Origin of the sequence: Streptomyces venezuelae, from assembly GCF_008642315.1 — a bacterium.
Lineage (GTDB): Bacteria > Actinomycetota > Actinomycetes > Streptomycetales > Streptomycetaceae > Streptomyces > Streptomyces venezuelae_D.
Genome location: NZ_CP029192.1, coordinates 6,369,114 through 6,389,437, shown reverse-complemented (window position 1 = coordinate 6,389,437; position 20,324 = coordinate 6,369,114). Strand labels below are relative to the sequence as shown.

Genomic DNA, 20,324 nt, shown 5'->3' with positions numbered 1-20,324 from the left:
TGACGCTCAGGCCAGACGAGGCAGGTCCTCGCGCAGGAGGCGGCCGCGGAGCGGCGCTCCGGACACATAGCGCTCGACCTCCCCCACCGCGTACTCCCCGAGCCTGCGCACCTCGCTCCCCTGCGCCCCCGCCACATGCGGGGTGACCAGCACGTTGGGGAGGCGGAGGAGCGCGTGCCCCGGGGGCAGCGGCTCGGGATCCGTGACGTCGAGGAACGCGTCCAGGCGTCCCGCCCCGCACTCCCGCACCAGCGCGTCCGTGTCGACGAGCGCCCCCCGGGCCGTGTTGACGACGACCCCGCCGTCGGGGATCAGCTTGAGCATGTCGCCGCTCAAGAGGCCTTCTGTCTCGGGGAGTTGCGGCGCGTGGACCGTCACGATGCTGCTGCGTGAGCACAGCTCGGGCAGGTCCACGAGTTCCGCGCCGAGCGACGCCGCCTCCTCGGGGGCCACGTACGGGTCCGTGAGGAGGATCCGGCTGCCCGCGTCCGACTCCCGGAGCGCCGCGATCACCCGCCGCCCGATCCGCGACGCGCCGACGACGCCGATCGTGCGCGCGTCCGCCCCGGTGCGGGCGGTGAAGGACGGCCACCCGGAGGCGTAGCCGGCCGCGGCCGACAGCGCGCCCTTCGCCGCGAACGTGATCGCCGCGAGGGTGAACGCCACCACGGGGTCCGCGTTCGCGTCCGCCGCCGAGGAGACGACGACACCCCGGTCCCAGACCGCGTCGGTGACCATCGGTTTGACGGAGCCCGCCGCGTGGACGACCGCGCGCAGCCGGGGCGCGAAGGCGAGGATCTCCCCGGTCAGGGGCGGGCACTCCCACCCCGTGACCAGGATTTCCGTCTCGGCGAGTACCGCCCGCGCCTCGGGCGTCGTCAGCGGCCCGGACAGGAGCACCGGGGCCAACGCCACGCTGCGGGCGAGCCGTTCGCGGAGGTCCGGCGCGAACACGCGGTCCGCGACCTCGACGCCCATGGCCAGGGCCGCGCCCGGCGGCCCGCCCCCGTTCCGCTCCCGCCGATCCGCCCGCTCTGCCTGATCTGCCACGCGTGACCGTCCCTCGTAGTAACCGGTTACCAACCAGCGCCTGGAGGCTAGGACCAATCCGGGAGGACGGTCAAGAGAGCGCGAGGCAAGGGGGGTTGACCGGGCGAAGTAACCGCTTTAGATTCCGGGCACCTTATTCCGACGACGGAGGGGTTGCCGTGCCGACGGTGACGAAGGAACGGGCGGAAACCGAGGCGGTGAAGCCGCCCGGGAGAAGTAATAACGGGTCAGAACGCGACAAAGCACGGCGGGATTCGCCCTGGAAACGGTTTCAGCACACGCGTGTCCTGGTGCTGCTCATGGTGCCGGGCCTCGCGTACTTCCTGGTCTTCCACTACGGCGCCTTCGTCGCCAACGCGGTGGCCTTCAAGGAGTACGTCCCCTTCGACGGACTGTGGGCCAGCCCCTGGGTGGGCACCGAGAACTTCTCGCGGATGTTCGGCGACCCGGACTTCTGGCACGCGACGTGGAACACCCTGTTCATCGCCGTGCTGCAGCTCGTCTTCTTCTTCCCGGCGCCGCTCGGTCTCGCCCTGCTCCTGCACAGCCTCACGTCGGATCTGCTGCGCCGTTTCACGCAGTCCGTGATCTATCTGCCGCACTTCCTGTCGTGGGTCGTCGTGGTCGCGCTGTTCCAGCAAGTCCTCAGCGACACAGGACTGTTGAACACCTTCCTGAGTGACTCGGGGCTGCACATCGTCGACATCATCGGCAACCCGGACGCGTACAAACCGCTCGTCGTCATCGAGGTGATCTGGAAGGACGCCGGGTGGGGGACGATCATCTTCCTCGCCGCGCTGATGCAGGTCGACGAGCAGCTGTACGAGGCCTCGGCGATCGACGGGGCCGGCCCCTGGCGGCGGTTCTGGCACGTCACGCTGCCGAGCATCCGGCCCATCATCATCCTGCTGCTGATCATGCGGCTCGGCGACATCCTCTCCGTCGGCTTCGAACAGATGCTGCTGCAGCGGCAGTCGGTGGGTCCCGAGGTCGGTGAGGTGCTCGACACCTTCGTCTTCTGGCAGGGCATCGTCGGCGGCGACACCGGCTACGCGGCGGCCGCGGGCCTGTTCAAGGGCGTCGTCGGCGCGGCGCTCGTCTTCACCGCCAACCGGATCGCCCACCGGCTCGGCGAGCAGGGGGTCTACAAGTGAGTGGCAGTGTCAAGCAGGTCAGCCGTCCCGCCTGGATGGAGAAACCACGGGTCGCGACCAAGGCCGCGAAGGCCGTGGCGGTGACCGTCGTTCTCGCGCTCGTCCTGATTCCGTTCCTCGTCATCGTCTCGACGTCCCTCGCCTCCAACCGCGAGGTCGTGGACAACGGCGGCTGGGTGCTCTGGCCGAGCGATCCGACCCTGCGCGCCTACCGGACGATCCTCAACGGCGGCATCGTCACCAAGGCGCTCGGCGTCAGCGTCGGCCTCACGGTCCTCGGCACGCTCTTCTCGCTCGCGTGCACGACCTTCCTCGCGTACGCCCTGGCCCGCCCCGGGGTCTTCGGCGGCAAGCCCGTGCTGCTGCTCATCCTCTTCACGTTCCTCTTCCCGCCCGGCATGATCCCCGCGTTCCTGCTGGTCAAGGGCATGGGGATGATGGATACGTATGCCGCGCTCGTCGCGCCCGTACTCATCAACGTCTTCAATCTGATCGTGCTGCGCGGCTTCTTCCAGGGGATACCCGAGGAGTTGTACGAGGCGGCCAGGCTCGACGGCGCCGGGGACTGGCAGATCCTCTGGCGGATCGTGCTCCCGCTCTCCAAGGCGGCGCTGGCCGTGGTCTCCCTCTTCTACGCCGTGAGCTACTGGAACGCCTGGTTCCACGCCTCCATCTACATGGAGTCCGGTCACTGGCCGCTGTCGCAGGTGCTGCGCACGTACGTCATCGGCGGCTCGCAGATCGCCGACACCGGCCTGAGCGAGGCCGGCATGGTCTCCGCCCCGCAGACGACGCAGATGGCCGTCCTGGTGATCGCCACCGTGCCGATCCTGCTCGTCTACCCCTTCCTGCAGAAGTACTTCACCAAGGGCGTGCTCACCGGCGCCATCAAGAGCTGATATCTCACCTCGTCGTACAGAAGGGCTCCCTCCGTGTCCGGTTCCTCGATGTCGCGCCGCACCCTGCTCCGCTCCATAGCCGTCGGCGGCGCCGCCCTCGCGGCCCCCGCCGTCCTCACCGCCTGCTCCACCGAGTCGAGCGGCGGCGGCAACGTCTCCAACGCCGGCAAGAAGGCGGCGCCCTGGCCGACGTACACCCCGGCCAAGGGCCCCACCCCCGACCTCGCGCCGACCGCCGAGGGCGTGCAGCCCGGGTACACGAAGTACCCGGAGAAGCTGGTCCGTGCGACGGCCGAGAAGCCGGGCACGGGAAAGCAGAAGATCAAGGTCATGACGATCACGTACGGCACCCCGCCGAAGCCGGTCGGCCGCAACGAGTACTGGCAGGCCGTGAACGAGGCGCTGGGCGTCGAGGTCGAGTTCACCGTCGTGCCCGACGCGGACTTCCGCGCCAAGATGTCCACGCTGATGTCGGGCGACGACCTGCCCGACATGATCAACTTCGGTGGCGGGTACGTCCTGCCGCGCGAGTCGCAGTTCGTGAAGTCGCGGTGCGCGGACCTGAGCGACCACCTGTCCGGCGACGCCGTCAAGGACTACCCCAACCTCGCCAACATCCCCACGTACGCGTGGGAGGGCATGGGACGCATCTCCGGGCGCATCTACGGTCTTCCGATCGAGCGGGCCAAGGTGCAGGGCGCGATGTTCATCAACCGTGAGGCGTTCGACGAGGCCGGGTACCGGCCGGGCATGTCCGCCGCCGACTTCCAGGCGATGACCGCGGAGGCCTCCCAGGGCAAGAAGTTCGCCCTCGGCGCCTCCACAGTGGGGTTTTATGGGTACCTGTACCACGCGATGTGGCACGGCGCGCCCAACCAGTGGCAGATCAGGGGCGGCAAGGCCACCGACATGTACGGGACGGACGCGTTCAAGGCGGCGCTCGAGTACATGGCGAAGCTGCGCGAGGGTGGCTCGTACAACCCGGACGCCACGTCGATCTCGCAGGTCGACCTGAAGACCCAGTTCTACAACGGGACCGTCCGCTCGATGACGGACGGCTGGGGTGCCGTCATCTCCAACGCCCAGGGCATCAAGGACGAGTTCACCCTCGACGTCGCCGAGCCGTACGCGGTCGACGGCGTGACGCCCGTCTACCAGCAGAACCGCGGCTGTTTCGGCTACACCGTCATCAAGAAGGCCTCCAAGGAGCGCATCCAGCTGATGCTCCGCGTGCTCAACTGGATGGCATCGCCGTTCGGTTCGAAGGAGTACGAGCTGATGCACTACGGAGTGGAGGGCACCCACTTCAAGTACAACAAGGACGGCGATCCGGTCGCCACGGAGACCGGCCTCATCGACTCCAAGACCAACCTGCCCTTCCCCTACCTCATGGACGCCCCGCAGCCGCTCTACTTCCCCGGCTTCCCCGACCTCACGAAGCGGCTGCACGCCTGGGAGAAGAAGGTCGTCCCGCTCCTCGTGCCGGACGACCACTGGGGGCTGATGTCGGAGACGTTCAACCGGCAGGGCGCCACGATGCAGCAGATCATCGAGGACGGCGTGACGGCGATCGTCTCCGGCCGCAAGAAGCTCTCCGACTGGGACGGCATCCACCAGAAGTGGCAGTCCCAGGGCGGCAAGCGGGCCGCGGAGGAGTTCCTGAAGGAGTACGAGGCCGCGCACTGACCCGCGGGCTGGGCGCGGGATGATGGTCCGGGGGCGGGCTGCCGTTGAGCAACTCGGCCCCGGTCCCGGCGGGTTGGCCGCCGGACGAGGGCCGGCCGACGGCCAGGAGAGGGAGACACAGTGGGTGAGCGGGTCACCATCCGCGAGGTGGCCGCGCGCGCGGGCGTCTCGGTAGCGACCGTCTCGCGGGTCCTCGCGGGCAACTACCCGACGTCCACGGCGTCGCGCGCCAAGGTGCTGCGGGCGGTCAAGGACCTGGACTACGTCGCCAACGCGCACGCGCGCGCGTTGGCGGGCGCGGGCCGCAAGACGATCGCGGTCCTCATGTTCGACGTGGTGGGCGCGTTCTACGCGCAGGTCGCGCAGGGCGTGGAGATGGAGGCCGCCCAGCGCGGCCGGCTCACCCTGGTCGCGTCCACGGGCAGCGATCCGGCCCGTGAGCTGGCCCTGGTCCAGATGATGCGCGAACAGGCCGCGGAGGCGGTGATGCTGGTCGGCGGTGTCGTGCAGGACGACGAGTACCGGCAGCGGATGGCGCGCTACGCAGAGGCTCTCGCGGCGGCGGGCTCCCGCCTCGTGCTGTGCGGGCGCCCGGCGCCGACGCCCGACGTGCCCGCCCTGGTCGTGGAGCACGACAACGAGGCGGGCGCCCACGCGGTCACCAGCCACCTGCTCGGCGCCGGGCACCGGCGGATCGCCCTGCTCGGCTACGAGCCGGGCAACACGACCGGCGAGGACCGGCTCGCCGGCTACTTGCGGGCGCTGGACGACCACGGGGTGCCGCGCGGCGACGCGGTTCTCCATGGGACGGGCTTCGGGCAGAACCACGGCTACCAGGCGATGCGCGACCTCCTCCAGAAGGCGGACGGCAGACCCGACTTCACCGCGGTCTTCGCGGGCGACGACCGGGCGGCCGCCGCGGCGATCATCGCGCTGCGGGAGTACGGGCTGCGGGTCCCGGAGGACATGTCGGTGGTCGGCTACAACGACGACCCGGTGGCCGGTGACATCACCCCCGGCCTGACGACGGTCCACATCCCCGCCGAGGAGATGGGCCGCACAGCCGTGCGCCGCGCGCTCTCCGGCTCCCCGCGGGCGGGCCAGGAGCGCCACGTCCTGGGCACGCACATCGTCATCCGGGACAGCGTGCGGCGGGTTCGGGGGGCCGGGGCGTAGCTCTCGCCGCGAGCACCGCTCGCGCCACCTCCGCGGGGCGGTCGCGCATCACCAGATGGCCCGACGGGATCGCCACCCGGAAGGCCGCGTCCAGGGTGCGGGCCAGGTCTCGCTGGCGGTCGAGCCAGCGGTGCGAGCCGCTGCCCGTGTACGCGGCGAGCACGGTCACCGGGACTCCCTCCGGGAGAGGCAGGCGGCGTCGGAGCGCGGCGAGTTCGCGGGCCGCGTCGCCGTACGTCACGTACTCCATGAGCGCCGCCCGCCACACCCTGCTGCCTCCGTAGAGCCACGCCCACGGCGTGGGTGCCGTCAGGCGGCGCAGGGTCGGTCCCACCGCCCGCGGCAGACCTGTCGCGCACAGCAGCGCGCCGCACGCGCGCGTGGCCGCCACCCGCACTCCGCGCGGCAGGAGCGTTCGGGGCCGTTCCTCAACGCTGGAGTCGACGAGGACGAGCCCCTGCGTGCGCTCCGGGTACAGCCGCGCGAACGCCTCGGCGTGGAATCCGGCGAGCGAGTGCCCGACCACCGTCGCCCGCGCCGCGCCGAGCCCCACCGCGTCCAGGACCCGCAGGATCCGCTCAGCCTCGCCCCGCACCGTGGGCGCCGCGCGCGCGTGGCCACTGAGTCCGAGGCCGGGCCTGTCGAAGCGGACCACGGTCCGGTGCGGGGCGAGCAGCGGCACCACCGGATGCCAGTCGAACCAGCCGAGCCCGAGCCCTGCGCCGAGCACGCACACCGGCCCGTCACCCGTCACTTCGACGTGGTGCGGCACTCCCCCGATCCGTACGAACTCGCCCCGTGCGTACGTCGTCACTCCCGCCGCGCCTCCGAAACCGCCGACCACGCGAGGACGACGAGCCACACCGCGATGAAGAGCAGTTGGAGCCGCTGCGCGATGCCGAGGCCCCACGTGCCCCGCCCGGCGTCGAACGCGGCGACGGACGCCAGGGTCCAGCCGGTGGCGAGCAGTTCGAGGACGACGAGGACCGGGCCGGTGCGAGCGAGCGCGAGCCGGGGGGCCGTTGCGTGACGGCGGGCGACGAAGGTCAGCAGCACCATGCCGATCAGCGCCCCGGTGACGGCGACGCTGCTGCTGACCGCGTGCGCGGAGTGCGTCCAGGGCACGTCGCCCGCCCGCTCCCGCGCGAGGCAGCCGGGGTCGGCTGTCGCCGCGCAGCTCAGCGGCAGCCGCGAGTCGGCCGCGGTGGCGGCGCCGAACAGCGCGATCCCCGCCCAGCCCACCGCGGGAAGCCACCCCCGTCGGGCCGCGCGCCCCAGCGGCGCCGTCCGGCCGAGCGGCGTCGTCCGGCCGAGCAGCGCCCCCAGCGCGCCCGCGAGGACGAGGAGGCCCGCGATGAGGTCCAGGGTGCGGAAGAACGTCCCGTACGGCTGGTCCTCGGCGGCGAGTTCGCTGACGTACGTCGTGCGGGGCGAGAGCCCGGTCGGCAGGAACGCCTCCAGCGACCAGGTGCTGTACGCGAGGGCGCCGGCCAGCAGGAGGCCGGCCAGGACGCGTGTCGCGGTGGACCGCGAGGTCCGGGCGAGGGGTCCGGAGCGGGGCTGCTGTTTCGCCATGGGAGTGGCTGCCGTCGTAGACGATGACATCGGTGGGTACATGCTATTTCGACGCATATGTCGCCCTGTGGTCGGGGTGGATCCAGCCGGGTTTGCGGTACTTGAGGAAGGCCGCGGGGGCCAGGACGCCGAGCGCGAGCAGGCCGCCGCCGACGATCAGGAGGTAGCGCCACAGCGGGCCCTTGCCGAACTGGTCGGGCGGCACGAAGCCGATGGCGAGCGCGGCGAGCGACGCGGCGAATCCGACGGCCGCGACGACCTTCACCGCGGGGACCACGAAGCCGCGCGGCACCTCCGGCTGCGACGTCCGCAGCCGGACGACGGCCACGAACATCAGCAGGTACGCGATGAGGTAGATCTGCACGGTGATGACGGAGAACATCCAGTACGCGCTGGATACGTCGTCACTGAAGGCGTACAGGACGCCGATCAGCGTGGTGATGACGCCCTGCGCGACCATGATGTTGCGCGGGACGCCCGCCTTGTTGAACTTCTGCAGGACAGGCGGCAGATAGCCCTCCTGCCGGGCGAGCGTGACCAGCCCCTTCGCGGGCCCGGCGAGCCAGGTGAGCATGCCGCCGAGCGCCGCCATGACGAGCATGATCCCGACGACCTTCGTCAGCCAGCCGACGTGGAAGTGGTCGAAGAAGGCCTGGAAGGCCTGCATCAGCCCTGCGGTGAGGCTGAGCTCCTCGGACGGCATGACCCAGCTGATGGCCAGGGCCGGAAGGATGAAGATCAGCAGGACGAGGCCGGTGGCGAGGAAGATCGAGCGCGGGTACTCGGCGCGCGGATGGCGCAGCGACGACACGTGGACGCCGTTCATCTCCATGCCCGCGTAGGAGAGGAAGTTGTTGACGATGAGGACCAGGCTGGCGAGGCCGGTCCACGGGGGCAGCCAGTGGTCGGGGCTCATGGGCGCGGCGGACGCGTTGCCCTGCCCCAGGAAGACGATGCCGAGGACGACGAGGACGACGCCGGGGACGAGCGTGCCGATGATCAGCCCCAGGGAGGAGAGCCCGGCGACCGTCTTGGTGCCCCGGCAGGTGACCCAGACGCCCGTCCAGTAGATGACGACGATGACGATCGCCACGTAGGGGCCGTTCTCGGCGAGGCTCGGATGAATGACGTACGCGAACGTCGAGGCCACGTAGGCGAGCAGGCTCGGGTAGTACGCGATGGTCATGGCGAACTGGCACCACACGGCGACGAACCCCAGCGGCCTGCCCAGCGCCTCGCTCACCCAGCGGTAGATGCCACCGGACCACCCGGAGGCGAGTTCGGCGCCGACGAGGGCGGTGGGGAGCAGGAAGACCACGGCGGGCAGGAGGTAGAGGAAGACGGCGGCCAGTCCGTAGACGGCCATCGCCGGCGAGGGGCGCAGGCTGGCGACGGACGCGGTGGTCATCAGGGCGAGCGTCACCCAGGAGATGCACTGCCGCGGAATGGCGGGGTCCGGCTCCGGCAGGCTTCCCGAACCGGTTTGCTGCGGTTCGTCCGTGTTCGTCATGCGCTCATGATCGTCGGAGTGGCGGGGGGCCGCATGTCGCCGCATACCCGTCGGGGGTAGGGTTCGCCGCATGGCGAGGACGAGGAGCGGCACGGGTCACGGGCGGCTCCTGCTGCTCGCCGCGCTGCTGCTCGGGATCGTGACGATGCATACGCTGGGACATCCCACGGGCGGCCACGGGGCGGAGCCCGGGCGCACCGCGGGGCACCACGCCACGGCCGAACGCGGGACCGCCGCACGCCTGCCCGACGCCGCGCCGCACGAACGGCGGGCCGCCTCCCCGCACCCCGATGCCGCCGCCCACGAGCGGGGCGCCGGGGCCGGGCGGGGCGTCGTAGCCGGGCACGGCTCGGGCAGCGGGATGGTCATGGATCCGTTGTCCGTGTGCCTGGCGGTGCTCGGCGCGTTCACGCTTCTCCTGCTGGTGCGGGCCGGGCTGTTGCGGCCGGGCGGGACGGTCGTCCGTGGGTACGCGCCGGGGCGGCGGCTGCACGGTCCGCGGCCCGATCCGCCGCCGCCCCGCATACTCCTCTCCCACCTGTCGGTGCTGCGCATTTAGGCCTGCGCACCGGCTGCTTCGTGCTGCTCGTGGAAGTCGTGGGGTTTCGGTCGGAACCCGCGGGCGTCGAGCGGTGCACCAGAAGCAGCAGACGCGTCCAGCTGCACGCACCACACGACGAGGTGTCACTCAGTCATGCGTAACGAAGCTTTTCCGCGCGTCCCCTCACGACGCTCCGTGCTCGGCGCCGCCGCCGCGGTCGCGGGGACGGGAATCCTGACGGCCTGTTCCGACGCGGACCCGGGCGACCGCGCCGGTCACGGCGGCCACGGTCAGGGCGGGGCGTCCGGTCCCGGGGGGTATGTGGATCCGGCGGGCAAGGAAGTCGCCGCCGCCGAGAGGAAGCGGGGCCGGGGCGGCCGCACCCGCGAGGTCAGGCTGACGGCCGCGCGGACCCGGCTCGACCTGGGCGGCCCCACGGTCAGGACGTGGGCGTACGGGGACCGGCTCCCCGGCGAGGAAGTCCGCGTCACCGCGGGCGACACGCTCGCCCTCACCCTCGCCAACCACCTCCCGCAGGCCACGTCCCTGCACTGGCACGGCATCGCCCTGCGCAACGACATGGACGGCGTCCCCGGCCTCACCCAGCAGGACATCAAACCCGGAGCGGACTTCACCTACCGCTTCGCGGTGCCGCACCCGGGGACGTACTGGCTGCACCCCCACTCCGGCACACAACAGGACCGGGGGCTGTACGCACCGCTGATCGTGGAGGACCCGAGGGAGCCGCTGAAGTACGACAAGGAGTGGGTGGTCGTCCTCGACGACTGGGTCGACGGGGTGGACGGATCGACCCCGGACGGCGTGCTCGCGGAACTGCGCGAGGGCATGGCGGACCACGACATGTCACACATGTCGCACGCCGCCCTGCGGTCGGACGGGTCACCGGCGCCCGGCCCCTCCCGCATGATGATGGGCGCCAAAAGCGACCTGCTCGGCGGCGACGCGGGCGACGTCGCCTACCCGCACTACCTGGTCAACGGACGCACGGCCAAGGCGCCCGCACAGTTCCGCGCCCGCCCCGGCGACCGCATCCGCCTGCGCGTCATCAACGCGGGTGGCGACACGGCGTTCCGTGTGGCGCTCGGCGGCCACAAGATGACGGTGACGCACACCGACGGCTTCCCCGTGCGGCACGCGACGACGGACGCGCTGCTCCTCGGCATGGGCGAGCGGTACGACGTGCTGGTCACCGCCAAGGACGGCGTCTTCCCGCTGACCGCGGTGGCCGAGGGCAAGAAGGAGGCGGCCCTCGCGGTGCTCCGCACGGGCGGCGGGGCCCCGCCGACGGCGTCGACCCGCCCCGACGAGCTGAAGGGCCGCCTCCTGACGGCGGACAAACTGCGCGCGCACGAGTCCGTGGCGCTGCCCTCCCGCAGGCCGGACCGCACGATCAGGCTGCAACTGACAGGCGGCATGGCCAAGTACGACTGGGCCTTCGACAAGAAGCCCTATGCCCCGGGGCAGCGTCACCCCGTCCGCGCGGGCGAGCGGGTCCGCCTGACGTTCGCCAACTCGACGTCGATGTGGCACCCCGTCCACCTCCACGGCCACACCTTCGCCCTGGCGGGCGTGCGCGCCGACGCCCGCAAGGACACGGCGATCGTCCTGCCGAACGGCACGCTGTCGGTGGACTTCGAGGCGGACAACCCGGGCCTGTGGATGATCCACTGCCACAACGTCTACCACGCGGAGGCGGGAATGATGACGGTGCTCGGTTACCGCGCCTGACGGGTATCCCCCGCCGGGCCGGGCCATTCCGGCTCACGCGAACGATGCCTCCGGACCACGCCTCCGGAGGCATCACCCCGGCCTCCACATAAGTAGGCACTTTCGACAGGAAGAGGGAAAATGACGTCATAACGCCAGCAGGCCGCCACCTGACCTGCCCCTTCCCCCAAGGGGCCCTGCCATGACCACTTCCGGCGACGCTCCCCCACCACCCCAATGGGGGCAGCCCCCACCACCGCCGCCGTCACCGCGGCCGCTCCGCAACGGTCTCGGTGTCGCGTCCCTGGTGCTCGGCATCATCGGCGTGCTGTGCGGCCTGGTCCCGTTGCTGTTCTGGGCCGCGGGGATTCTCGCCGTCCTGGCGCTGGTCTTCGGCTGCGTCGGGATCGGGCGTGCCCGCGGGGGCCAGGCCGACAACAAAGCCGTGGCGATCTGGGGCACCTCGCTCGGCGTGGTCGCCGCGATCCTCGCGGTCGTCGGGCTCGCCATCACGATCACGGTGGTCAACGACACGGTGGACGACCTGCACAGCACGGGCGGCAAGAAGGAGCCCGCGGTGGCGAAGGAGTCGCCGGCCGGGGAGACGTCGCGCTCCGGCGCGCTGCGGTTCGGGGAGGCGTTCGCGTACGACGACGGGGTGAGGGTGACCGTGTCCCGCCCCGTCTCCTATCAGCCGGGCGCCTACGCCGCGGGCCACGCGGCGGGCAACAAGGCGCTGACCGTGAAGATCACCGTGGTCAACGGCTCGGGCGAGTCGGTCGATCTGAGTCTGACCACCGTCACCTTCAAGGACGCCGACGGTGCCGAGGCGGAGAAGGTCTACGACGGTGACCTGCCGAGGGAGCTCGCCGGGCATCTGGAACCGGGCGAGCAGGCCGTCGCCACGTACGCCGTCAGCCTCCCCCGCGACGCCGCGCGCACGCTGGACGTGCAGGTCGAGCCCGGCTTCCTCCACTACAAGAGCGCCACCTGGTCCGGGACCGCCCCGTAGCGGCACCGAACCCGCCCGACAGGCCATCGCGTCGTTTTGACGATTACACTGGGGCCGTGCCTCAACTACGCCTCGCTCTGAATCAGATCGACTCGACCGTCGGCGATCTCGCCGGGAACGCCGAGGCGGTCGTCCACTGGACCCGGCACTCCGCCGAGCAGGGGGCGCATCTCGTCGCGTTCCCCGAGATGGTGCTGACCGGGTACCCCGTCGAGGACCTCGCTCTGCGTTCGTCCTTCGTCCAGGCCTCGCGGGACGCGCTGCGCGCGCTCGCCGTGCGGCTGCGGGACGAGGGGTTCGGGGAGCTGCCGGTCGTCGTCGGCTATCTCGACCGCACCGAGGAGGCCAAGCCCAAGTTCGGCCAGCCCGCGGGGGCCCCGCGCAACGCGGGCGCCGTGCTGTACCGCGGCGAGGCCGTCCTGACGTACTCCAAGCACCACCTCCCCAACTACGGCGTCTTCGACGAGTTCCGTTACTTCGTGCCGGGCGAGACGCTGCCGGTCGTGCGTGTGCACGGCGTCGACGTCGCGCTCGCGATCTGCGAGGACCTCTGGCAGGACGGCGGCCGCGTCCCGGCGACCCGGAGCGCGGGGGCGGGGCTGCTGCTCTCCATCAACGCCTCGCCGTACGAGCAGAACAAGGACGACCAGCGGCTCGAGCTCGTGCGCAAGCGGGCACAGGAGGCCGGCTGCACCACCGCGTACCTCGCGATGATCGGCGGGCAGGACGAGCTGGTCTTCGACGGGGACTCGATCGTCGTCGACAAGGACGGCGACGTCATCGCGCGGGCGCCGCAGTTCGCCGAGGGCTGCATCGTGCTCGACCTGGAGCTGCCCGCCGCCGCGCCCGTGCCGCCGTCCGGCGTCGTGGACGACGGGCTGCGCATCGAGCACGTGACGCTGTCGGAGGAGCCGCTTCCCGCGTACGAGGGCGAGCTCACCGGCGGGTACGCCGAGCGGCTCGACGACGACGAGGAGGTGTACTCGGCGCTGGTCGTCGGCCTCCGTGCATACGCCGCGAAGAACGGTTTCAGCAGCGTCCTCATCGGCCTCTCCGGCGGCATCGACTCCGCGCTCACCGCCGCCATCGCCTGCGACGCGCTCGGCGCCCAGAACGTGTACGGCGTGGCCATGCCGTCCCGCTACTCCTCGGAGCACTCCATCGGCGACGCGGAGGAGCTGGCGCGGCGCACCGGTCTGAACTTCCGTACCGTGCCGATCGCGCCGATGTTCGACGCGTACATGGGCTCGCTCGGGCTCACCGGTCTCGCCGAGGAGAACCTCCAGTCGCGGCTGCGCGGCACGATGCTGATGGCGCTCTCCAACCAGGAGGGGCACATCGTGCTGGCACCGGGCAACAAATCCGAGCTGGCGGTCGGCTACTCGACGCTCTACGGCGACTCCGTCGGCGCGTACGGCCCCATCAAGGACGTCTACAAGACAGCGATCTTCCGGCTCGCCAAGTGGCGCAACCGCGCGGCCGAGGAGCGCGGGCAGACGCCGCCGATCCCGGAGAACTCCATCAGCAAGCCGCCGAGCGCCGAGCTGCGCCCGGACCAGGTCGACACGGACTCGCTCCCGGACTACCCGGTCCTCGACGCGATCCTCGAGCTCTACGTCGACCGGGACCAGGGCGCCGACACGATCGTGGCCGCGGGCTACGACCGTGAGCTCGTCGTCAAGACGCTGCGGATGGTGGACACCGCGGAGTACAAGCGGCGGCAGTACCCGCCGGGGACGAAGATCTCCGCGAAGGGGTTCGGCAAGGATCGTCGACTGCCGATCACCAATCGCTGGCGCGAGGCCGCCTCCGGCTGAGGGGGCCATGTACTGAGCCGCCGCTTCGCGGCGGGTCTCCTCCCACCCACCCGTTTGCCCCGCACCGTTAGGGGCCGTAGGGGCCTCGCCCGCGGGTGGGTGGTCAGTCGGTCAGTGGTGGACCCGCTCGCGGTGCTCCGGCGAGGAAGAAGCCACCACGCGCTCCGCACCCGGCACCGGCCCCCTCCGCAGGTCCACCGCGTACGCCAGGCCCGCCACCGCGAGGCCGAGCACCGCGAGGACCGCGCCGGTCACCGCCGGGGAGGTCACGCCGAAGCCCGCCGCCAGCGCGAGGCCGCCGACCCAGGCGCCGCCCGCGTTGGCGAGGTTGAACGCGCCCTGGTTGGCGGAGGAGGCCAGGGACGGCGCGGCCGCCGCCTTCTCCATGACCATGAGCTGCAGCGGCGAGCCCGTCGTGAACGCCGCCATGCCGAGCAGCGCGACGCCGAGCGCCGCGCTCCACGCGGCGGTCATGAGGAGCGGGAAGAAGCCCAGGACCACGGCGAGCGAGATGAGCCCGCCGAGGAGCGTGCCGCGCAGGGAGTGGTCCGCGAGGCGGCCGCCCAGGAGGTTGCCCGCCGTCGCGCCCACGCCGAACAGGGCGAGGAGGAGGGTGACGCTGGACTCGGCGTAGCCGGCGGCGTCGGTCAGCATCGGCGTGATGTAGCTGTACGCGGAGAACAGCGCGCCGAAGCCCGCGACGGTCGTGCCGAGCGCCAGCCAGACCGGGACGCTGCGCAGCGCCCGGAGCTCGCCGCGCAGCCCCGCCGCGTCGCCGTGGCCGTGGTCGGCGGGGACCAGGAGGGCGAGCGCGGCGATGGCCGCGAGCCCGATGGCGCTCACCGCGAGGAACGTCGCGCGCCAGCCGAGCTGCTGCCCCATGGCGGTGGCGACCGGTACGCCCACGATGTTGGCGACGGTCAGGCCGAGGAACATCAGGGAGACCGAGCGGGCCTTGCGCTCGGGGGCGACGAGCCCGGTGGCGACGACCGCGCCGACGCCGAAGAACGCGCCGTGCGGCAGTCCGCTGAGGAAGCGCGCGGCCATGAGCAGGTGGTAGTCGGGGGCGGCCGCCGACAGCGCGTTGCCGACCACGAACAGGACCATGAGGCCGATCAGGACACGGCGGCGCGGGAGCTTCGCGGTGACGGCGGCGAGCAGCGGGGCTCCGATGACGACGCCGAGCGCGTACGCGGAGACGAGGTGTCCGGCGACGGGGATCGATATGTGCAGGTCGTCGGCGACGTTGGGCAGCAGGCCCATCATCACGAACTCGGTCGTGCCGATGCCGAAGGCGCCCACGGCGAGGGCGAGCAGGGCCAGGGGCATGAAGAAGTACCTTCCACGGATGCGGGGGCAGTGGGGGGAATGCGGGGGTGCGGGTTTACGGAGAACCCGTAAGTTTACTTGCGGAACAAAGCCGCGCCCGCCACGTATTCCGCCCCGCGCCCCCACCGCGTCACGAAGACGCCCCGTGCCCCTACGGCGTCACGAAGAAAGGTCGACCCGCGCCGCGATCGGCAGGTGGTCGCTGCCCGTCTCCGGCAGCGTCCAGGAGGAGACCGGCTCGACGTCCTTGACCATGATCTGGTCGATGCGCGCCATCGGGAACGACGCGGGCCAGCTGAAGCCGAAGCCATCGCCCGCCGCGCCCTGCGTGGAGCGCAGCTGCGAGGTGACCGCGTTCAGCGCGCGGTCGTTCATCGTGCCGTTGAGGTCGCCGAGCAGGATGACCTTGCCGATCTTCTCGTCGGCGATGGCCTCGCCGAGGGCGTCGGCGCTGTTGTCGCGCTGGTTGGCGGTGAAGCCGGCGTTCAGCTTCACGCGCACCGACGGCAGGTGGGCGACGTGGACGGCGACCTCGCCCTTGGGCGTCGTCACGGTGGTGCGCATCGCGCGGACCCAGCCCAGCTTGATGTCGACGGGCCGGGTGTCGGACAGCGGGTACTTGCTCCAGAGGCCGACGGTGCCCTTGACCGCGTGGTACTTGTACGTGCCGGCCAGCGCCTTCTCGTACACGGGAACGGCGGACGGGGTGAGCTCCTCGAGGGCCAGCACGTCCGCGCCGGAGGCGGCGACGTCCTTGGCGGTGCCCGTCGGGTCGGGGTTGTCCGCGTTCACGTTGTGCGTGGCGACGGTGAGGTCGCCGCCGGTGCCCGACTTGCCGGTGATCAGGCCGCCGAACGAGTCGACCCAGATGATCACCGGGAGCAGCAGCGCGATCAGTGCGGTGGCGGACTTGCGGACCACGGCGACGACCAGCAGCACCGGGATGAAGAGGCCGAGCCAGGGCAGGAAGGTCTCCGTCAGGGAGCCGAGGTTGCCCACGTTGTTGGGGATCTGCGCGTGGAACAGCATCACCAGCGCGAGGAAGACGGCGATCGAGGCCGTGACCAGGCCGCGCCGCCAGATGCCCGGGTCGCCCCGCCAGCCGTCGAGCAGGCGTCGGAACCGGGCCCCCGGACGCTCGGGGCCCGAGTCGCTGTTGCCCGTCTCCGTCTTGTACGCCTGCGCCATGCTCTCGTCGCCTCACTGCTGCCGTGCACACCGTCTGTCCCGCCCAGGAAACCCTAGGCGATGATCCGGTGTCGTCCCCGCCGTCCACGACGGCCGTACAGGCACCAGGACGAACGGCCCGCGGCGACGGGTTCCTGAACAGCGGCGGAGAGCCACCTCTGTGACGAAATGCGCATAACCGCGGTTCAGCGTGGCGGGGGCCGCAGCCCCTCCAGGACCGTGTCGACGATCCGTTCGGCGAGATGGTCGTCGAGCGGCGCGCCCGGCCGCAGGATCGTGCGCACCAGCATCGGTCCGACGAAGAGGTCGTTGGCGACCTCCAGGTCGATGTCCGCGCGCAGTTCGCCGTCGGCGACGCCGCGCCGCAGCACATCGATGATGATGCGGCGGCGGGGCGCGACGACCGTCTCCTGGTACGCCTCGGCGAGCTTGGGCAGGGTCTTCATCTGGGCGAAGACGTTGTGCAGCAGGGCCGAGGAGCGCATGGTCAGGCCGCGGCGGCGCAGGCTCTCCAGGACGCAGACGAGGTCGTCGCGCATCGAGGTGCCCGGCCGCTCGAGGTCGGGCTCCTCGAAGGCGCGCAGGACGTCGACGAAGAGGGCTTCCTTGCCGTCCCAGCGCCGGTAGATGGTCGCCTTGCCGACGCCGGCGGTGCGGGCGATCCGCTCGATGGAGAGCTCGGTGAGGGAGACGCCGTCCTCGAGGAGCCGTACGACGCCCTCGATGATGGCCTGCTCGACGGCCTCGCTCCTCGGCCGTCCCCGGCCGTTCCTGGGGAGGGGCGTCATGCCCGTGACGGCCCGGCCGCCCGTGCCCGCGGCGTCGTCGCCGTCGGCGAGGCCACCGCCGTCCATGACGTCACCGCCGTCCGTGACACTCGCGCCCTTGTGGACCACGTCGTCCCTCCCTCTCCGTTCGCCGGGCGGCCGGGCCCGGCCGCCCGGCCGATTCTCCCTCAGCGCCCGGCGGCGCCCACCGGCTCGTCGGTCTCCTCGACCGGGCCCGCCTCCGGCGGCGTACGTCCCGGCAGGAAGAGGAAGACGACCAGCGCGCCGAGCACGGCGACGCCCGCGCCGCACAGCGCGGTGACGTGCATGGCGTGCAGGAAGGAGTCGTTGGCCGCGGAGACCAGGGGCTCGCCCCTGGGGCCGAGCTTCGCGGCGACGCCGAGGGTCGCCTCGATGGACTCGCCCGCGGTGTGCCGCACCCCCGCGGGGAGCAGGGTCAGCTTGTCCTCGACCCCGTTGCGGTACGCCGTGGACAGCACCGAGCCGAGGACGGCGATGCCGAGGGCGCCGCCGACCTGCCGGAACGTGTTGCTGAGCGCGGACGCGGAGCCCGCCTTCTCGCGCGGCAGGGCCTGCATGATGACGACGCTGGTGGGCGTCATGATGTGCGCCATGCCGGTGCCCATCAGGAAGAAGACGACTTCCAGGAGCCAGATCGGTGTGTCGGCGTCGAGGAGGGTGAAGGCCGCGAGGGTCGCCGTCAGGAGCAGCAGCCCGCCCGTGCAGACGGCTCGTACGCCGAAGCGGTCGACGACGAGGCGGGCGCGCGGCGCGAAGATCAGCTGGGCGACCGCGAGGGGCAGCATCAGCAGACCGGTCTGCAGCGGCGAGTAGCCCCGCACGCTCTGGGTGTAGAAGACCGAGAAGAAGGTGACGCCCATCAGCGCGAAGAAGACGAGCGCGATGGCGCAGATCGCCGCGGAGAACACCCGGTTCTTGAAGTACGTGATGTCGATGGAGGGGTGGTCGCTGCGCTTCTCGTACAGCACGAAGGCGACGAGCACGGCGAGGCCGGCGATGACCGTGCCGAGGACGGCCGGGTCGGTGAAGTCGGCGAGCTGGCCGCCCTTGATGATGCCGTAGACGAGGAGCACCAGGCCGACGACGGAGAGCGCGACGCCGAAGAGGTCGATGCGGCCGGGCGCGGGGTCGCGGGAGTCGGGGACCAGCCAGACCATCAGCGCCAGGGCGATGAGCACGATCGGTACGTTGATGAGGAAGACCGAGCCCCACCAGAAGTGGTCGAGCAGCACGCCGCCGGTGATGGGTCCGATGGCGATGGCGAGGCCGACGCCGCCGGCCCAGATGCCGATGGCCTTGGGCTGTTCGTCGCGTTCGAAGACGTTCATGAGGACGGCGAGGGTGGCCGGCATCACGAAGGCGGCACCGAGACCCATGACGGCCCGGAAGGCGATGAGCTGGACCGGCGAGCCGGACATGGCGGCGAGCGCGGAGCCGATGCCGAAGACGACGAGGCCGCCGAGCAGGACCTTCTTGCGCCCGAGCCGGTCGCCGAGCAGGCCCGCGGTGAAGAGGAGGCCCGCGAAGACGAGCGTGTAGGCGTTGATCGCCCATTCGAGCTCGCTCTGGGTGGCGCCGAGGCCGGTCGGTTCGGGGGTGGAGATCGTCTTGATGGCGACGTTCAGGATCGAGTTGTCGAGGACGACGATCAGCAGGCTGAGCATCAGCACCCCGAGGATCGCCCACCGGCGCCGGTGGACGGCTTCCGGTATGCGGGGCGGGGTGGTCGTGGCAGGGGAGGACATGCGATCAGCGTAGATCAATTTCGATACGAGACCGTCTCGTATTGGAAATCCTTGCCGAACGGTATAGCCCCGCTTTACCCGACGGGCGTCACAGGACACCGCACTAGCCGCGGAGCGGCACGTGGTGCCACCATGGAGGGGATCCGGGGACGCCGTCAGGGCGCCTCGAGATGACAGAAGGAGCCGTTGCGATGACGCAGCTTTCGGCTGCCCACAAGAGCACCGACGCCCCGCAGAGCCCCGACAGCAGCAGAGCGCTGTACGGCGGCAAGGGCACCCGGCGCATCACCGTGCGCGACATCACCGCCGCCAAGGAGCGCGGCGAGAAGTGGCCCATGCTGACCGCCTACGACGCGATGACCGCGTCCGTCTTCGACGAGGCGGGCATCCCCGTCATGCTCGTCGGCGACTCGGCGGGCAACTGCCACCTCGGGTACGAGACGACCGTGCCCGTCACCCTCGACGAGATGACCATGCTGTCCGCGGCGGTCGTACGGGGCACGAGCCGCGCCCTGATCGTCGGCGACCTGCCGTTCGGCTCGTACCAGGAGGGCCCCGTCCAGGCCCTCCGGTCGGCGACGCGCCTGGTGAAGGAGGCGGGCGTCGGCGCGGTCAAGCTGGAGGGCGGCGAACGCTCCCTGGCCCAGACGGAGTTGCTGGTGCAGTCCGGCATCCCCGTCATGTCCCACCTCGGCCTGACCCCGCAGTCCGTGAACACCATGGGATACCGCGTGCAGGGCCGCGGCGACGAGGCCGCCCACCGGCTCCTCAACGACGCCAAGGCCGCGCAGGACGCGGGCGCGTTCGCGGTCGTCCTCGAGCTGGTCCCCGCGGAGCTCGCGGCCGAGGTCACCCGCTCCCTGCACATCCCGACCGTCGGGATCGGGGCGGGCTCCGACTGCGACGCCCAGGTCCTGGTCTGGACGGACATGATGGGCCTGACCGGCGGGAAGATGCCGCGCTTCGTGAAGCAGTACGCGGAGCTGCGCGGCGCCATGGCGGGCGCGGCGAAGGCATTCGCCGAGGACGTCGTGGGCGGCGCGTTCCCGGCACCCGAGCACGCGGTCCACCGATGACCGCCTGAGACCACCGCGGCACCACGGCA

General features: G+C 71.3%; 17 protein-coding genes. 9 read left to right on the top strand and 8 right to left on the bottom strand.

Annotation, left to right across the window (positions count from 1 at the left end):
* Positions 1-6 precede the first annotated feature (6 nt).
* Positions 7-978 (bottom strand): hydroxyacid dehydrogenase, encoded by a 972-nt coding sequence (locus tag DEJ48_RS28020; protein WP_150221445.1) that lies wholly within the window; start codon positions 976-978, stop codon positions 7-9.
* 371 nt (positions 979-1,349) lie between these two features.
* Here DEJ48_RS28020 and DEJ48_RS28015 point away from each other — a divergent pair, with 371 nt between their 5' ends.
* From DEJ48_RS28015 to DEJ48_RS28000, 4 genes are all read left to right on the top strand, one after another.
* Positions 1,350-2,204, top strand: coding sequence for an ABC transporter permease (locus DEJ48_RS28015; protein WP_150221444.1), 855 nt, complete (start codon positions 1,350-1,352; stop codon positions 2,202-2,204).
* Positions 2,205-2,239: 35 nt separating this feature from the next.
* Entirely contained in the window at positions 2,240-3,103 is an 864-nt protein-coding gene (locus DEJ48_RS28010) for a carbohydrate ABC transporter permease (protein ID WP_150221443.1), read from the top strand.
* A 48-nt stretch (positions 3,104-3,151) separates the two neighbouring features.
* Positions 3,152-4,789 (top strand): extracellular solute-binding protein, encoded by a 1,638-nt coding sequence (locus DEJ48_RS28005; RefSeq protein WP_150219000.1) that lies wholly within the window; start codon positions 3,152-3,154, stop codon positions 4,787-4,789.
* Between the two features lie 120 nt (positions 4,790-4,909).
* The gene (locus DEJ48_RS28000; RefSeq protein WP_150218999.1) at positions 4,910-5,965 is read left to right on the top strand and encodes a LacI family DNA-binding transcriptional regulator; all 1,056 of its coding nucleotides are present in this window, start codon (positions 4,910-4,912) and stop codon (positions 5,963-5,965) included.
* Here the strand turns inward: DEJ48_RS28000 and DEJ48_RS27995 are convergent.
* From DEJ48_RS27995 to DEJ48_RS27985, 3 genes are read right to left on the bottom strand one after another with little or no spacing between them, the layout of a single operon-like run.
* Positions 5,922-6,779 carry an alpha/beta fold hydrolase gene (locus DEJ48_RS27995; protein WP_223832230.1) on the bottom strand — a complete coding sequence of 286 codons (858 nt, stop codon included), beginning with the start codon at positions 6,777-6,779 and terminating at the stop codon, positions 5,922-5,924. The two genes, DEJ48_RS28000 and DEJ48_RS27995, sit on opposite strands and share 44 nt — an antisense overlap.
* Entirely contained in the window at positions 6,776-7,570 is a 795-nt protein-coding gene (locus DEJ48_RS27990) for a DUF998 domain-containing protein (protein WP_223832229.1), read from the bottom strand. The genes DEJ48_RS27995 and DEJ48_RS27990 overlap by 4 nt, the downstream gene beginning before the upstream one ends.
* Positions 7,571-7,583: 13 nt before the next feature.
* Positions 7,584-9,050, bottom strand: a complete 1,467-nt coding sequence (locus DEJ48_RS27985) for an APC family permease (protein ID WP_150218998.1) — start codon at positions 9,048-9,050, stop codon at positions 7,584-7,586.
* A 70-nt stretch (positions 9,051-9,120) separates the two neighbouring features.
* Between DEJ48_RS27985 and DEJ48_RS27980 the strand changes: the two genes are divergently transcribed.
* The 4 genes from DEJ48_RS27980 (at position 9,121) to DEJ48_RS27965 (ending at position 14,148) form a co-directional block, all read left to right on the top strand.
* Complete coding sequence (locus DEJ48_RS27980) at positions 9,121-9,609, top strand: DUF6153 family protein (protein WP_150218997.1); 489 nt, start codon at positions 9,121-9,123, stop codon at positions 9,607-9,609.
* Between the two features lie 135 nt (positions 9,610-9,744).
* On the top strand, positions 9,745-11,340 hold the full coding sequence (locus DEJ48_RS27975) for a multicopper oxidase family protein (protein WP_150218996.1): 1,596 nt from the start codon (positions 9,745-9,747) through the stop codon (positions 11,338-11,340).
* A gap of 181 nt (positions 11,341-11,521) precedes the next feature.
* Positions 11,522-12,331 (top strand): DUF4190 domain-containing protein, encoded by an 810-nt coding sequence (locus DEJ48_RS27970; protein WP_150218995.1) that lies wholly within the window; start codon positions 11,522-11,524, stop codon positions 12,329-12,331.
* 56 nt (positions 12,332-12,387) lie between these two features.
* Positions 12,388-14,148, top strand: a complete 1,761-nt coding sequence (locus DEJ48_RS27965) for an NAD+ synthase (RefSeq protein ID WP_150218994.1) — start codon at positions 12,388-12,390, stop codon at positions 14,146-14,148.
* 111 nt (positions 14,149-14,259) lie between these two features.
* Here the strand turns inward: DEJ48_RS27965 and DEJ48_RS27960 are convergent, their stop codons facing one another.
* The 4 genes from DEJ48_RS27960 to DEJ48_RS27945 all read right to left on the bottom strand — a co-directional run bounded on the left by DEJ48_RS27960 (position 14,260) and on the right by DEJ48_RS27945 (position 19,219).
* Positions 14,260-15,477, bottom strand: a complete 1,218-nt coding sequence (locus DEJ48_RS27960; protein ID WP_150218993.1) for an MFS transporter — start codon at positions 15,475-15,477, stop codon at positions 14,260-14,262.
* Positions 15,478-15,636: 159 nt separating this feature from the next.
* Entirely contained in the window at positions 15,637-16,665 is a 1,029-nt protein-coding gene (locus tag DEJ48_RS27955; protein WP_150218992.1) for an endonuclease/exonuclease/phosphatase family protein, read from the bottom strand.
* Between the two features lie 185 nt (positions 16,666-16,850).
* A complete protein-coding gene (locus tag DEJ48_RS27950; RefSeq protein WP_150221440.1) occupies positions 16,851-17,453 on the bottom strand; it encodes a TetR/AcrR family transcriptional regulator in 603 nt (200 codons plus the stop codon).
* A gap of 167 nt (positions 17,454-17,620) precedes the next feature.
* Positions 17,621-19,219 carry an MFS transporter gene (locus DEJ48_RS27945; RefSeq protein ID WP_150218991.1) on the bottom strand — a complete coding sequence of 533 codons (1,599 nt, stop codon included), beginning with the start codon at positions 19,217-19,219 and terminating at the stop codon, positions 17,621-17,623.
* A gap of 191 nt (positions 19,220-19,410) precedes the next feature.
* Between DEJ48_RS27945 and panB the strand changes: the two genes are divergently transcribed.
* On the top strand, positions 19,411-20,295 hold the full coding sequence (gene panB / locus DEJ48_RS27940; protein ID WP_150218990.1) for a 3-methyl-2-oxobutanoate hydroxymethyltransferase: 885 nt from the start codon (positions 19,411-19,413) through the stop codon (positions 20,293-20,295).
* The last annotated feature ends 29 nt before the right edge of the window (positions 20,296-20,324 follow it).

Bases quoted from the DNA above. Each gene is read 5' to 3' on its own strand.
- DEJ48_RS28020 (WP_150221445.1), bottom strand. From the start codon at position 978: ATGGGCGTCGAGGTCGCGGACCGCGTGTTCGCGCCGGACCTCCGCGAA.
- DEJ48_RS28015 (WP_150221444.1), top strand. From the start codon at position 1,350: ATGGTGCCGGGCCTCGCGTACTTCCTGGTCTTCCACTACGGCGCCTTC.
- DEJ48_RS28010 (WP_150221443.1), top strand. From the start codon at position 2,240: ATGGAGAAACCACGGGTCGCGACCAAGGCCGCGAAGGCCGTGGCGGTG.
- DEJ48_RS28005 (WP_150219000.1), top strand. From the start codon at position 3,152: ATGTCGCGCCGCACCCTGCTCCGCTCCATAGCCGTCGGCGGCGCCGCC.
- DEJ48_RS27990 (WP_223832229.1), bottom strand. From the start codon at position 7,570: ATGTCATCGTCTACGACGGCAGCCACTCCCATGGCGAAACAGCAGCCC.
- DEJ48_RS27985 (WP_150218998.1), bottom strand. From the start codon at position 9,050: ATGACGAACACGGACGAACCGCAGCAAACCGGTTCGGGAAGCCTGCCG.
- DEJ48_RS27980 (WP_150218997.1), top strand. From the start codon at position 9,121: ATGGCGAGGACGAGGAGCGGCACGGGTCACGGGCGGCTCCTGCTGCTC.
- DEJ48_RS27975 (WP_150218996.1), top strand. From the start codon at position 9,745: ATGCGTAACGAAGCTTTTCCGCGCGTCCCCTCACGACGCTCCGTGCTC.
- DEJ48_RS27970 (WP_150218995.1), top strand. From the start codon at position 11,522: ATGACCACTTCCGGCGACGCTCCCCCACCACCCCAATGGGGGCAGCCC.
- DEJ48_RS27960 (WP_150218993.1), bottom strand. From the start codon at position 15,477: ATGCCCCTGGCCCTGCTCGCCCTCGCCGTGGGCGCCTTCGGCATCGGC.
- DEJ48_RS27955 (WP_150218992.1), bottom strand. From the start codon at position 16,665: ATGGCGCAGGCGTACAAGACGGAGACGGGCAACAGCGACTCGGGCCCC.
- DEJ48_RS27950 (WP_150221440.1), bottom strand. From the start codon at position 17,453: ATGACGCCCCTCCCCAGGAACGGCCGGGGACGGCCGAGGAGCGAGGCC.
- DEJ48_RS27945 (WP_150218991.1), bottom strand. From the start codon at position 19,219: ATGTCCTCCCCTGCCACGACCACCCCGCCCCGCATACCGGAAGCCGTC.
- panB (WP_150218990.1), top strand. From the start codon at position 19,411: ATGACGCAGCTTTCGGCTGCCCACAAGAGCACCGACGCCCCGCAGAGC.